Origin of the sequence: Halorussus limi, from assembly GCF_023238205.1 — an archaeon.
In the GTDB taxonomy this organism is placed as follows: domain Archaea; phylum Halobacteriota; class Halobacteria; order Halobacteriales; family Haladaptataceae; genus Halorussus; species Halorussus limi.
The window spans coordinates 2,733,805-2,746,022 of sequence record NZ_CP096659.1 but is presented as its reverse complement, the minus strand read 5'-3'; the positions used below and the strand labels follow the sequence as shown (position 1 = coordinate 2,746,022).

At 69.5% G+C, this 12,218-nt stretch carries 12 protein-coding genes; 7 read left to right on the top strand and 5 right to left on the bottom strand.

Features of this window, described 5'->3' with window-relative positions:
* Window positions 1-8: 8 nt before the first annotated feature.
* Together M0R89_RS14145 and M0R89_RS14140 are read right to left on the bottom strand one after the other, a co-directional pair.
* Window positions 9-1,439: an acyl-CoA thioester hydrolase/BAAT C-terminal domain-containing protein gene (locus tag M0R89_RS14145; protein WP_248649727.1), complete on the bottom strand. Its 1,431-nt coding sequence runs from the start codon at window positions 1,437-1,439 to the stop codon at window positions 9-11.
* Between the two features lie 247 nt (window positions 1,440-1,686).
* Window positions 1,687-2,154, bottom strand: coding sequence for a hypothetical protein (locus tag M0R89_RS14140; protein ID WP_248649726.1), 468 nt, complete (start codon window positions 2,152-2,154; stop codon window positions 1,687-1,689).
* A 113-nt stretch (window positions 2,155-2,267) separates the two neighbouring features.
* On the opposite strand from M0R89_RS14140, the gene M0R89_RS14135 reads away from it, so the two are divergent.
* The 6 genes from M0R89_RS14135 (at window position 2,268) to M0R89_RS14110 (ending at window position 8,388) form a co-directional block, all read left to right on the top strand.
* Window positions 2,268-3,155, top strand: coding sequence for an ABC transporter ATP-binding protein (locus M0R89_RS14135; protein WP_248649725.1), 888 nt, complete (start codon window positions 2,268-2,270; stop codon window positions 3,153-3,155).
* Window positions 3,152-5,029, top strand: coding sequence for an ABC transporter permease subunit (locus M0R89_RS14130; RefSeq protein ID WP_248649724.1), 1,878 nt, complete (start codon window positions 3,152-3,154; stop codon window positions 5,027-5,029). Before M0R89_RS14135 ends, M0R89_RS14130 begins: the two co-directional genes overlap by 4 nt.
* On the top strand, window positions 5,022-6,071 hold the full coding sequence (locus M0R89_RS14125) for an ABC transporter permease (RefSeq protein ID WP_248649723.1): 1,050 nt from the start codon (window positions 5,022-5,024) through the stop codon (window positions 6,069-6,071). Before M0R89_RS14130 ends, M0R89_RS14125 begins: the two co-directional genes overlap by 8 nt.
* Window positions 6,072-6,219: 148 nt before the next feature.
* Complete coding sequence (locus M0R89_RS14120; RefSeq protein ID WP_248649722.1) at window positions 6,220-6,456, top strand: hypothetical protein; 237 nt, start codon at window positions 6,220-6,222, stop codon at window positions 6,454-6,456.
* 18 nt (window positions 6,457-6,474) lie between these two features.
* Window positions 6,475-7,506, top strand: a complete 1,032-nt coding sequence (locus M0R89_RS14115; protein WP_248649721.1) for a DUF7972 family membrane protein — start codon at window positions 6,475-6,477, stop codon at window positions 7,504-7,506.
* A gap of 54 nt (window positions 7,507-7,560) precedes the next feature.
* Window positions 7,561-8,388, top strand: a complete 828-nt coding sequence (locus M0R89_RS14110; protein WP_248649720.1) for a hypothetical protein — start codon at window positions 7,561-7,563, stop codon at window positions 8,386-8,388.
* Between the two features lie 20 nt (window positions 8,389-8,408).
* Here M0R89_RS14110 and M0R89_RS14105 read toward each other — a convergent pair whose 3' ends face one another.
* Together M0R89_RS14105 and M0R89_RS14100 are read right to left on the bottom strand one after the other, a co-directional pair.
* A complete protein-coding gene (locus tag M0R89_RS14105) occupies window positions 8,409-8,585 on the bottom strand; it encodes a DUF8143 family protein (RefSeq protein WP_248649719.1) in 177 nt (58 codons plus the stop codon).
* A gap of 22 nt (window positions 8,586-8,607) precedes the next feature.
* Window positions 8,608-8,835 carry a zinc ribbon domain-containing protein gene (locus M0R89_RS14100; protein WP_248649718.1) on the bottom strand — a complete coding sequence of 76 codons (228 nt, stop codon included), beginning with the start codon at window positions 8,833-8,835 and terminating at the stop codon, window positions 8,608-8,610.
* 280 nt (window positions 8,836-9,115) lie between these two features.
* On the opposite strand from M0R89_RS14100, the gene M0R89_RS14095 reads away from it, so the two are divergent.
* A complete protein-coding gene (locus tag M0R89_RS14095) occupies window positions 9,116-10,543 on the top strand; it encodes a cytochrome P450 (RefSeq protein WP_248649717.1) in 1,428 nt (475 codons plus the stop codon).
* A 48-nt stretch (window positions 10,544-10,591) separates the two neighbouring features.
* Here M0R89_RS14095 and M0R89_RS14090 read toward each other — a convergent pair whose 3' ends face one another.
* Window positions 10,592-12,217, bottom strand: coding sequence for a DUF7519 family protein (locus tag M0R89_RS14090; RefSeq protein WP_248649716.1), 1,626 nt, complete (start codon window positions 12,215-12,217; stop codon window positions 10,592-10,594).
* Window position 12,218: the final 1 nt, after the last annotated feature.

The window sequence follows — 12,218 nt, the reverse complement described above, 5'->3', positions numbered from 1 at the left end:
GTGAGCGACTACCTTTGTAGACCCGCGCGCAAGTACCGGAGCACCACCGGCCACGAGTTCGCCGCTCCGAAGGCGTTCGCCCCGGGCGACCCGCCGAATCGCGGTCCCGTCGCCTCGCCGGTGTATCGGTGGTACGGCAGGCCGAAGAGGTGTCCCGCGCCGTCGTACACTCTGAGTCGGTACGGCGCGTCGTGGCCCCGGCGGTCGAGTCGGTCGATAGCCATCGCCGACAGCGCCGGGGCGGGCCACGTCGCGTCGTCGGTTCCCCCGAGGAGCAGCACCGGACCGTCTATCTCCTCGACCGGCGCGAGCGCGCGCCGACGGACCGAGTCGCCGACCCACTCACTGACGGTCTCCGGAACGCACTCGACCGTCTCGCACTCGCCGCCAGCGTTCTCGACCGCCGAGAACACCGTCCGGACCGCCGCGGCGTCCGCGAGCGGGTCGCCGTTCCGAGTCCACGCCGAGGCCCAGTCGGTGACCGTCGTGGCCGACGCGTCGACGCTCGGTCCGAGGACGCCCCCGCCGGAGTAGCCGACCGCGACCGTCTCGCCGGAGAACTGGGCCGCCGCGAGCAGGGCGGCCTCCACGCCCCGCGAGATACCGACGAACCCGACGCGGCCGTCGGCCACGCGCTCGCGGTCGGTCAGCCAGCGAGTCGCGCGCCGGAAGTACTCGACCGGCACGCCGGCCACCGACTCGGGCAGGCCCTCGGCGCCGATGTACTGGAGCGCGAGCACCGCGTAGCCGTGGCCCGCCAGCGTCCGACTCAGCGCGTGCGGGACCACGGCCTGCGACCCGTGGAGCGTCACGATGCCGGGGTTCGGTTCCCCGCCGTTCGCGTTCCCGTCCGGCGGTTCGTAGAGCCACGCCACGAGGTCCGCGTCTTCGACGGTCCGCCGGGAGACGCCCGAGTCGGTGACGACGCGAGCGGTCGTCGCCGAGGCCCGGCGCTCGCCGCCGGCGCGCGCGGTGAGCGCCACGTCCACCGCGGCCCGGTCGCCCGCGACGAAGTGGCTCGGGGTGGGCGAGGCGTCTCCCCGCGGCGCGAGTCGCTGGAGGACCATCTCGAAGGCAGGGTCGTCGGGCGACTCGAACCCCCGACCCATCGCGGTCCACTCGGTCCGGGCGGCCGAGTCGGTCGGTTTCGAGGAGACCCGTCGGGCGAGCGACGCCGCGCCGTTCCCGTCGGTCCGGAGCGACCACGCGGCGGAAAATTCGACACCGCGGGCGTCGGTCGCGCTCGCTTCGAGCGCGACCTCGGTCTCGGACGGGAACCCTGCGAGTCGAATCCCGGCGGGGCGGCCGACGAGGGTTCGGTCGGGAGCGCGGATTTCGGGGTCGTCGCCCTGCTCGCGCGACGCTCCCGAGCAACCCGCGAGCGCCGCGGTTCCGGTTGTCGCGGCGGTGTAGAGCAGGTCGCGGCGATTCCACGCCATCGGTCGAACGACGTTCCGGAGCGGCGTAAAGATTGGCGTCTAGTTAGATTGTTGTCTGGTATGGCCGTTCGGACCCGAGTCTGCACCAATTGGCGTCTGGTCGGACCCGAGTCTACGCCGAGTAACGTCTGCTCAGAGCGATTTCTCTGGTCGGGGTGACTTCGGCAGAACGAGACCGTCTTCCCTCGTATCTATCCCTTGTCGCCAGAACTACTTAAAGGAGAGAGCCGTGCTCGGCGAGCGGCGGCTATTCGCCGGTCGATTCGGTTCTCGGCGGTCGTCGGTCGTCCTCCGGCCGTCGTTCGTTGTCAGTCTCTGGGGAGCGTCCACGGCGTTCGTCTCCCCGCAGATGCTCGTCCTCTGCTGCGCGGACCGCCTGTGCGAACAGTCCGGCCGTGTACAGGAGAACCACGGAAACGACCGTCACCGCAAGACTCCACCAGACCAGCAGAGTGAAGAAAATCGCCAGTCCGATGAGTGCCCAGAGGAACCCCCGTCGGAGGAACCACCCCGAAGACGCCACCAACTCGGCGGTGGAGGCACCGCAACGTTCGGCCACCGACTGGACGCGGTATCCTTCGACGCCGAAGTACGCTATCGACGCGAGGGCGACGGCTTGAGGACCGCGTTGCAGTACGACCCCTGCCATCAGTATCGCCGCCACCAGCCATCGGGCGACGAGTTTGTGCCGCGAAACGTCCGGGGTGAGTCTCATGACTTGTGTTTTCGACGTTACTGACAGTCCAGTGATAAAGGTTGGCTGTACTCCGTTTTTCCTCGCGTAACCCTAAAATCAAGTCCCCCCGGTGAACACTCCCCAGTATCCAGATGATAGAAGTCGAAAATCTGCGGAAGGAGTACGGCGGGTTCACCGCCGTGGAGGGGAGTACCTTCTCGGTCCCCGAGGGCGAAGTCTACGGCGTCATCGGCCCGAACGGCGCGGGCAAGACCACGACCCTGAAGATGCTCTCCGGTCTGGTCGAACCCACCGCCGGGTCGGCCCGGGTCGCGGGCTACGACGCCCAAGACCCCGAGATGCGCGAGCACCTCGGCTTCCTGCCCGAGGAGTCGCCGCTCTACGAGGACATGACCGCGGTGTCGTACCTCCGGTTCTTCGCTGACCTCTACGACGTGCCAGACAGCGCGGCCGAGTCGCGCATCCACGACACCTTGGACCGACTCGAACTCGACCACCGCGACAGGAAAATCGGCGACATGTCGAAGGGGATGACCCGGAAAGTCGCCATCGCGCGCTCGCTGGTCAACGACCCCGACGTGCTGATATACGACGAACCCGCGAGCGGACTCGACCCGCTGACGACCAACTACATCATCGAGTTCACCCGCGAACTCGCCGAGTCGGGCAAGACCGTGGTGTTCAGCGCCCACAACCTGTTCCACGTCGAGAGCATCTGCGACCGCGTGGCGGTGATGAACGACGGTCGCATCGTCGCCCGCGGGAGCGTCGAGAACATCCGCGAGGAACACGGCCGGACCGAGTACCGCGTCTACACTACTGTCGAAGTCGCGGACGCGGTGAAGGAGAACGGCCGCTTCTGCCGCACCGTCGAGAGCATGGACGCCGTCGAGGAGACCCGCGAACTCGCCGAGTCGGCGGGCGGGGAGGTCGACGACATCCAGACTCACACCCCGAGCCTCGAAGACATCTTCCTCGACCTCGCCGACGAGTCCCCGGACGTGGAGGGCCGACCGTGAACCTCCGGAAGACCCTGCGCATCGCCCGCTGGGAGGTGTCGAAGAACGCGGGCCAACTCGACCGCCGGACCGTGGCGGTCGGACTGGTCGTCCTGCTGGCGGTGGGCGCGCTGACGCCGCTGGTCGCCAGTCAGGGCGTCACCCTGAACGACGGCATCTACCGCGTCGGCGTCTCGCAGGACAGTCCGTACTACGCCCCCGTCCAGAACGACTCGACGTTCGTCGCGGTCGAACCCAGAGACGAGGGGTCGGACCTGTTCTTCTGCACCGAGACCACCCCGCGGTGCGCCCCCGGCGAGATTCGGGCCGACGACACCGACAAGGGAGCGGCCGCGCTCTCGGAGTTCCGGAAGTCGGTCGCGCGGTACAACGACCGCCTGATGGCCGACGAGTCGGACGAGGCCGCCGCGTTCCCCGTCTCGGTCTCGGTCCGCTACGAGGAGCAGAGCGACCTGCAGGTCCGAGGCTCCGGGTCGGCCGCGACGCGGACGACCCGCGAGGGCGAGAAGCGACTCGGTGGAGGCGGCGGAAACGGCGGTGGCGACTCGGGTGGCGACTCCGGCGGGTCGGCGACCGCCGCGCCCGAGTCGGGCGCGGGCGGGAACGACGGCCCCGTCGGCGCTCCCTCGGTCGGCGGTGGCGGCGGGTCGCTGTTCGGGTCGAACGCCCGGGGCGGCACTCCGGCGGACGTGGCGCCGCCGTTCCCCTTCGAGTCGCTGGTGCTGGCGTTCGCGTTCGTCCTGCCGATGAACTTCGTGATTCAGGCGTACGCCTCCACGATTCTGGACGAGCGAGTCAACGAGCGAGGCGAACTCCTGTTGGTCTCGCCGGTCTCGCGCGGCGACATCATCGCGGGCAAGACACTGCCGTACTTCGCCGGGATGGTCGCCATCGCCTCGGTCACGGCGGTCGGCATCGCGGTCCTGACCCCCGCGGCGGACGGCGCGGCGGCGGTGGCGACGACGGCGGCCGAGTCGGTCTCCGCGGTGGTTCCCATCGCGCTTCTCTTCCTCTCGGCGGCGTTCGTCGGCGGGATGTTCGCCCGGTCGTTCAAGGAACTCACGTTCGTCACCGTGACGCTCTCGGTGTTCCTGACGAGTTACGCCTTCGTCCCGGCCATCTTCACCAACGTCCACCCAGTAGCGGCCATCTCGCCGCTCACGCTCGTGGTGAAGGCCCTGCGCGGGACCGCCTTCTCGCTCGGCGAGTACGCCTTCTCGACCGGGCCGCTCTACCTCTCGGCAGGCGCCCTGTTCGCGCTCGGCGCGGGCGTCTACCGCGAGGAGGACATGTTCACCCAGCGGTCCGTCCCGCTGAAGTTCCTCGACGCGCTGAACAGCCAGATTTCGGGGCGGCGCTCGATTGCGAAGGTCAGCGCGCTCTCGATTCCGTTCGTCTTCGTCGGCGAGTTGCTCGCGGTCGCCCTGCTGTTCGCGCTCCCGGTGTCGGTGTCGATGCCGGTCCTGCTCGTCGCCATCGCCTTCGTGGAGGAAGTCGCCAAATCGGTCCACGTCTACGCCGGGTTCGCTCACTCGCGGTTCGAACGAACCTTCCGGTCGGCCGCGACGCTCGGGTTCCTCTCGGGTCTGGGCTTCTTCGTCGGCGAGAAGGCGACCGCGGTGGCTCAACTGGTCGGCCTACCGAATCTCGAACTCGGACAGGCCGCGTTCGGCACCGCGACGGGGTTGGGCGTCGAGTCCTCGCCGCTGGTGCTGGTCGCGTTGTTCCTCGCGCCCCTCGCGCTTCACACCGTCACGGCGACGGTGACGGCCGCCGGAGCGACCCGCGACCGCAACTGGTACGCCGGAACGCTGGTCGCGGCGACCCTGCTTCACGCCGCCTACAACCTAACGGTGGTGAGCTACCTTGGGTAAGCGCCTGACGGTCGCTCGCCGGGAGTTGGCGTCGCTCCGGAGCGAGAAGACCATCGTGCTGGCGATTCTCATCCAGTTGTTCGTCGCGGCGTTCTCGTCGTTCCTCGCGGTCGGACTGGTCTCGCTGTACGACCCCGGTTCGGTCTCCAACCAGTTCGTCGTGGAGTTCGGCGTCACGGGCGAGGCGGGCGACGACCTCGCGCCGATAATCGACGAGCGCGACGGCTGGCGGGCGGTCGAGTACGGCGACGAGTCGGCCGCGATGCGGGACTTCGAACGGGGTGAGATTCACGCCGTCCTCAGGGTCCAACGCTTGCCCGACGGCAGGGCCCACGTCAGTGCGGTCGCGCCCGACGGCAACGTCCGGACGACGCTCGTCGTGACCCAGATAAAGGGCGTGCTGGAGGCGTTCGAACGCCACGAGCGCCAGCGGCTGAGTTCCCGGTTGGACCGAAAGCCGGTCGAACTCCCGCCCGACGCGTCGTCCAGCCCCTACTTCGGGTTCACCTACACGGTGCTGGTTCCGCTGCTCACGTTCCTCCCGGTGTTCGTCAGCGGAAGCATCGCGGTGGACGCCATCGCCGAGGAGTACGACCGCGGAACGCTCGAACTCCTCCGGGTGACGCCGCTGACCCCGACCGACATCGTGGACGGGAAACTGCTGGCGATGGGCGTCCTCGCGCCCGCGCAGGCGGGGGCGTGGCTGGCGCTGCTGTCGTTGCGGGGAACCCCGATTTCGAATCCGCTCGAAATCCTGCTCCTCGTGACTGGCTTCTCGGTCGGCGTGGTCACGATGGGCGCGACCGCGGCGCTGGCGTTCCGCGAGCGCAAGCAGGCCCAGTTCCTCTTCTCGATGGGCGTGCTGGTCGTGTTCAGTTCGACCTACCTCCTGCCCGAATCGCCCGCTAACGCGGTGGCGAAGTTGGCAATCGGGAGTCCGACACAGACGACGCACCTCTCGGTCGTCGCCTATCTGGTCGTCTCGCTGGCGGCGTTCGTCGGCCTCCGGTGGATGGTCGAGAAGCGTGGTCTCGGTTCGTAGCGGACAGTTCCGGGCCGTTCGATGCGTTCGGTCGGGAACGTCCGGTGCGCTCGGTCGTCAGACCGGGCCGGACCGGGCGAGTCGTCCGGGTCGTTCGGTTCGTTCGGGCCGTCACGCTTAGCCCCCTCACTCCCGTCGGACCGGACACATGAGCGCCGACACGCCGCGACGATGGGAGTACCGAGTCGTCCGACCGCCGCGCGAACCCTCCCAGAAGGAGGCCCGCGACCCCTCCTCGGCGCTCGCCGAGGCCGCCGCCGAGGGGTGGGAACTCGACGAGACCATCGACTACGTCGGCGGCGGGACCAAGTTCCTCGTGTTCAGGCGACCGAGTGGCCCGAACGCCGAGCGCGAGAGGGCGAGCGCCGAGGGCGACGATGGGTGAGCGCGGGAGGGCCAGCGCATGAGCAAGTCCGGCGACTCCGACGAGATTCGGACGCCGAACACCCTCAGCGACCGCATCGGACTGAACGCCGCAGCGGAGTGGTTCCTGTTCGACGGGAACCGACTCGCCGCGACCGCACTGGTCGCCGCGGGCGTCTTCGCCGCGTTCGTCGCCGTCAGCACCGTCGTCGTCCCGTCGCTGCAAGTCGCGATTCGTTCGGCCGACACCGTCGAGACGATGTTCTCGACCATGATCGGCACCGTCGTCACGGGGACGACGCTGGTCGTCACCATCAGCCAACTCGTCATCTCTCAGGAGAACGGGCCGCTGGGCGACCAGCGCCAGCGCATGAGCGACGCGATGGACTTCCGGACCTACGCGACCGAACTGTTCGAGTCGCCCCCGGAGGCCGACCCCGGAGCGTTCCTCGGCCAACTCCTCGAAGTCAACGAGCGCCGGGCCGACGCGCTCGAAGCGCAACTCGCGGACAACGACGACGAGGAACTCCGCCAGCAGGTCGGCGAACTGCTCGACAGTCTCCGGAACAACGCGAACGCGGCGATAGACAAACTCGAAGACGCCCAGTTCGGCACGTTCGCCGTGTTGAACGCGGCGCTCGACTACAACTACTCGTGGAAGATATATCAGGTGGAGCGGCTGACCGACGAGTTCGAAGACAGCCTTGACGAAGACGACCGGGAGGCGTTTCGGGAGTTAGAGACCGCGCTGACGATGTTCGGGCCGGCGCGCGAGCACATAAAGACCCTCTACTTCCAGTGGGAACTCATCGACCTCTCGCGGTACATCCTCTACGCCGCGGTCCCGGCGCTCGTGGTGGCGGGGACGATGCTGGCGTTCGTCGGCGCGCCGACGTTCCCCGGTACCACGCTGGGAATCCCGAACGTCACGTGGGTCGTCGCCGCGGCGTTCACCGTCACGCTCACGCCGTTTCTCATCTTCCTGACCTACATCCTTCGCATCGTGGTCGTCGCCAAGCACACCCTCGCCATCGGGCCGTTCGTCCTCCGCCAGACGTACGGCGAGGAGTGAACGGGACCGCCCGGTGAGAGAAGATACTTATCACGATCGCAACTATTTGCGGCTATGAACCGCCGCCCGTTCCTCCGTGCTCTCGCGACCGGGAGCGCTCTCCTGACGACCGGTTGCACCGAATCGCTCCCGTTCGCCGCCGACGGACCGACGGCGGCGGACGTGTTCGCGGACCACCGGTTCGACGGAACGGACCTCGTGGTCGAGTTCCGCGACGGCGTCGAGGTCGAGAGCGCCGTCCTGTTCGACTCGTCCACCGACGAGGAGTTCGAGACGGTCGAGCGACCGGCGGGTGCGGCGCGCTTTCCGGTCGTGTTCCCGGACCGACTGGAGACGTACGTCGCCCGAGCGCTCTACGTGAAGGCCGAGACGCCGGACGGGCGGGTCCGTCGGCGGATACCGGAGACCGTCCACGGATACGTCGAAGGCGTCGAAGTCCTCGACGACGGCCGCGCTCGGTTCGAAGTCGAGAATCAGGGCGAAGCGCCGCTACTCGTCCGCTTCGTCGGCATCTCCGGCGACGTGCCGAACCCCGCGGTGGACGTGCAGGCCGACTCGTTCGACGCGTCGTGGTTCGACCTCGGTCCCGGCGTCGTCGGCGTCGGCCGGAACCGGACGCTCTCGTCGTCCAGAACCGACCTCGTCGTGTCGCCCGGCGAGGTGGCGCCGTTCGAGACGACCTACGCGCCGTTCGCGTTCCCCGACGGGGCCGACGCCGCCGACTGCGGCGGCGACGAGCGGACGGCCGAAATCGCGGTCCTCCACGCCTCCGGCGGGAGCGCGGCCTACACGTTCACCTACCGACTCGACGGCGAACCGACCGCGGTGGCGGGGGAGTCCGCGGTGGTCTGTGGCGGTGCGGACGCCGCTGGCGGCGACTGACGAGGTAATCCGTCCGGAACTCAGAAGCCTCGGCGCTCGTCTCCGTCCTCGCTGGTGTCGCGCCGCGCCGCCTTCTCGGCCGACCCGCGGTCCATCACCCGCCGCTGGCGCTTCTCCGAATCGACCGCGCTCCAGAGGAGCAGACCGCCGCCGACGCTCAGGACGAGGAACACGAGGAAGATACCGAGTTCGGCCATGGTGGAACTGGAGACTGCGAAGTCAACCGAGGAACACGTCCACGATGTCGCTTCCGGCCGACCCGGTGTCGCGGTAGAGTTCGGAGTAACCGCAGTTCAGGCACGAGACGACCTGAAACTGGTTGGTCTGGATGTCGAACATCTTCGAGAGACCGCCGCCGGTCGTGGAGATTGTCCCCACGTCGGTCTCGGTGTGGCCGCACTTCGGACAGCCTTCGTCTCCGTGAGAGTCGTCGTGTTGGGAGGGCATCGGCGGAGATTGTCGGACGACTGGCATGAGTTTTGTGGTGGACCGGCGGCCCTTCGCTCCTCCACGGCGGTCGATTGGTCGGGTGAGTACCCACGCGGTCGGTCGAGCATCCACGGCGGTCGGAAGGTCGGTCGAGCGTTCGCCCGCCGGGGAATCCGCCGAGCGTCCGCCGGTCGGGGGCAGTCCCGCCGTCGCCTCTCGGATTTCGGACTGAACGGTTTTCGGGTTGTAGCCCGTTTCTAACGCGGTCTACTTGGGTCCGGGCGGCGTACTCGGCTATATGACGAAGCGAGCGCCCGCCAGAACGCCGCCGGGTCCCGACGGCCTCCCGGTCGTCGGAAGTCTCCCGGCGTACGCCCGCGACCCGTTCGACTTCGAGCGACGGATGCACCGGCAGTACGGCGACGTGGTCCGGTGGCGCTTCCCCGGCAACTGGGTCTACCACCTCGCGGACCCCGACCACATCGAACACGTCCTCGTGCAGAACAACCAGAACTACGTCAAGGGCGAGGCGTTTCAGGAGACCCTCGGCCCCGTGCTGGGTAACGGCGTCCTCAACAGCGAGGGCGAGTTCTGGCGGCGACAGCGCCACCTCATCGAACCCTCGTTCCACCCCGACCGCATCTCGACTTACGCCGAGATGATGGTCGATTCGACCGAGCGCGCGACGGCGAGGTGGCGCGACGGCGAGGTCCGGGACGTCCACTCGGAGATGACCGCGCTGACCCTCGACATCGTCGGCCGGGCGCTGTTCGGCGTGGACCTGCGCGACGACTCCGAGCGAGTCGGCGAGGCGCTTGAGGTGGTGATGGCCGCCTCGGAGTTCTCGCTGACCGACCTGCTCCCGGAGGCGATTCCGACGCCCGGCAGGCGGCGGTTCGAGAACGCCGTCGAGACGCTCGACCGCGTGGTCGCCGAGATTATCGCCGAGCGAAAGCGCAACCCGACCGACGACGACGTGGTGTCGATGCTGCTGGCCGCCCGCGACGAGGAGGGCGAGGGGATGACCGACCGGCAGGTCCGCGACGAGGTGATGACGCTATTGCTCGCGGGCCACGAGACCACCGCGCTCGCCCTGACGTTCACCTTCTTCCTGCTGGCCCAGAACGGCGACGTAGAGCGGAAGTTGGTCGCGGAACTGGACCGCGAACTCGGCGGCGACCGGCCGACGATGGCGGACCTCGGCGACCTGCCCTACCTCGAACGGGTCGTCAAGGAGTCGATGCGCCTCTACCCGCCGGTGCCGGGCATCGTCCGCGAACCCGTCGAAGACGACCGGGTCGGCGACTACCGGATTCCCGCGGGCGTGACGGTCAGCATGAGCCAACACGTCGTCCACCGCGACCCGCGGTGGTACGACGACCCGATGGCGTTCCGGCCCGACCGCTGGACCGACGGGTTCGAGCAGTCGCTCCCGCGACTCGCCTACTTCCCGTTCGCCGCGGGGCCGCGCCGGTGCATCGGCGACCGGTTCGCCCTGCTGGAGGCCCGCCTCGTGCTGGCGACGATTCTGCAGGAGTACCACCTCGAACTCGTCTCCTCGCCGGCGCTCGACCTCCGCCCGAGCATCACCGCCCGGCCCAAACGCCCCGTCGAGATGAAGATTCACGAGCGGTCGGGCAGTCGGTGGGACGCGTCGGCGTCCGAGCGAGCGGAGTCCGAGCGCACGCCCCGCTCCGAGCGGGAAGTCGAGACCGAAGCTGAATAGGTCTGCAATCGCTTCGGCAATACTCGTATTGCTTTCGGAAACACGGAGTCACCGGAGCGCCGTCACCAGCAGGACCACGCCAGCGACGGCGGCAAGCAGCGCGACCGACAGGCCGTCCAACTCGCCCGACCGGCCGGCGGGCAGTCCCCACGAGAGCGCGCCGGCCGCGAGCGCGCCGCAGACGCCGACCCCGAGCGCGCCGAGACCGTGGAGGAGTTCGACCCGCCGGGTCGCCGCGCGGCGGCCGACCTCCGACCCGAGCGTCGCGGCGAACTCCCCGGCGTCCCAGACCGCGAGCGCCGCGACCAGCGCGGCGAGGACCAGCCACGTCGGCGTACTCAGCGTGCCGGCGAACGCCGCGGCGACGAACAGACCGCCGCCCGCGAGCGCCGGACCGGCCGCGCGGTCGGTGGCGAACCCGAGCGCGAACGCGACCCGGAGCGCCGCGACGCCCGCCACCGCGAGCAGCGACACGCCCGCGGTCAGGCCGAGGACGACCGTCTCGCCGCCGTAGAACGTCACGACGTTCTCCGAGAGGGTCCGGAACTGCCCCGCGAGCGGCGCGTCGAGTCGCCCGGCGACGAAGCCGACCAGCGCGTCGAGGAGCGGCCGGTGGACCGCGCCGGCCGCCGCGACGACCGCGCCCCCGGCGAGGAACGGCGCGTAGCCGACCAGCAGTTCCCGCGTCGAGGCCCGCGACGACCGCCGGACTAGCGCCGCCACGAGCGCCAGCGCCCCTGCGACCAGCGCGCTCCACCAGAGCAGGGTCCGGAGGGCCGCCGACCCCGTGAGGGCGACGAGGAGGTTCCAGACCGCGCCGGGGAGCGCGCTCTCGACGACCGACTCGGAAATCGCGGTCTCGACGAGGAACGCGACCGGGAGCGCGACGGCGGCGAGTCCGACGAGTCGGCCGAGCGTGCGCCGGAGACCCGCCGCGAGGTCGGCGATTCTCACGTCGCCGAGTTCGGCCTCGCCCGCGAGTTCCTCGGTCGGGAGGTCCCGGAGCGCGACGTACCCGGCGAACGTCGCGGCCGCCGCCAGCAGGCCGAGCGAGAGCAGGTGAGTTCCGTCGCCCGAGGGCGCGAGCAGCCACTCGGTCGCCGCCGACGCGAAGTCGCCGACCATCCCGGCCAGACCCACCTCGAAGTTCGTCACGAGCGCGTGGCCCGCGAGCGCGAGGAACAGCGCCACCGGAAGCGCGACGACCCGGTTCGCGGCGTCGAGACACCGCGAGACGGTCCGCGAGGTGGCGACGCCCCGGACCGACGCGGCCGCGCCGAAGACCGCGACAGTACTCCCCCAGAGGACAGCCATCACGCCGACGATGCGGAGCGTCTCGCCGACCACGCGGGTCGGAGACGAGGCCGGGAACGACGCCGCGAACGCGACCAGCGACTCGTAGCCGACGCCCGCCGCGATTCCGGCCCCGGCCGGAACCAGCAGGAGACTCGCCGCCAGCGTCGCGGGCGCGCGCCACCGGTCCCACGTCAGCAACCAGAGCGCGGCCGCGAGACAGACCGCGCCCGCCGCGGCGGCGACGGCGCCCTTCGCCACTCCGGCCGCCGCGCTCAGGCCCGCCACGCCGCCGGCGGTGGCCAGCAGCGCGACCGCGGTACTCGTCGTCGTCGGTGCCCAGTTCGTCTCCGACAGGTCGGTCGCGTCGTGTTCGTCCATT

Excerpts from the sequence above, each read along its gene's own strand:
- M0R89_RS14145 (WP_248649727.1), bottom strand. The coding sequence starts at position 1,439 with ATGGCGTGGAATCGCCGCGACCTGCTCTACACCGCCGCGACAACCGGA.
- M0R89_RS14140 (WP_248649726.1), bottom strand. The coding sequence starts at position 2,154 with ATGAGACTCACCCCGGACGTTTCGCGGCACAAACTCGTCGCCCGATGG.
- M0R89_RS14135 (WP_248649725.1), top strand. The coding sequence starts at position 2,268 with ATGATAGAAGTCGAAAATCTGCGGAAGGAGTACGGCGGGTTCACCGCC.
- M0R89_RS14120 (WP_248649722.1), top strand. The coding sequence starts at position 6,220 with ATGAGCGCCGACACGCCGCGACGATGGGAGTACCGAGTCGTCCGACCG.
- M0R89_RS14115 (WP_248649721.1), top strand. The coding sequence starts at position 6,475 with ATGAGCAAGTCCGGCGACTCCGACGAGATTCGGACGCCGAACACCCTC.
- M0R89_RS14110 (WP_248649720.1), top strand. The coding sequence starts at position 7,561 with ATGAACCGCCGCCCGTTCCTCCGTGCTCTCGCGACCGGGAGCGCTCTC.
- M0R89_RS14105 (WP_248649719.1), bottom strand. The coding sequence starts at position 8,585 with ATGGCCGAACTCGGTATCTTCCTCGTGTTCCTCGTCCTGAGCGTCGGC.
- M0R89_RS14100 (WP_248649718.1), bottom strand. The coding sequence starts at position 8,835 with ATGCCCTCCCAACACGACGACTCTCACGGAGACGAAGGCTGTCCGAAG.
- M0R89_RS14095 (WP_248649717.1), top strand. The coding sequence starts at position 9,116 with ATGACGAAGCGAGCGCCCGCCAGAACGCCGCCGGGTCCCGACGGCCTC.
- M0R89_RS14090 (WP_248649716.1), bottom strand. The coding sequence starts at position 12,217 with ATGGACGAACACGACGCGACCGACCTGTCGGAGACGAACTGGGCACCG.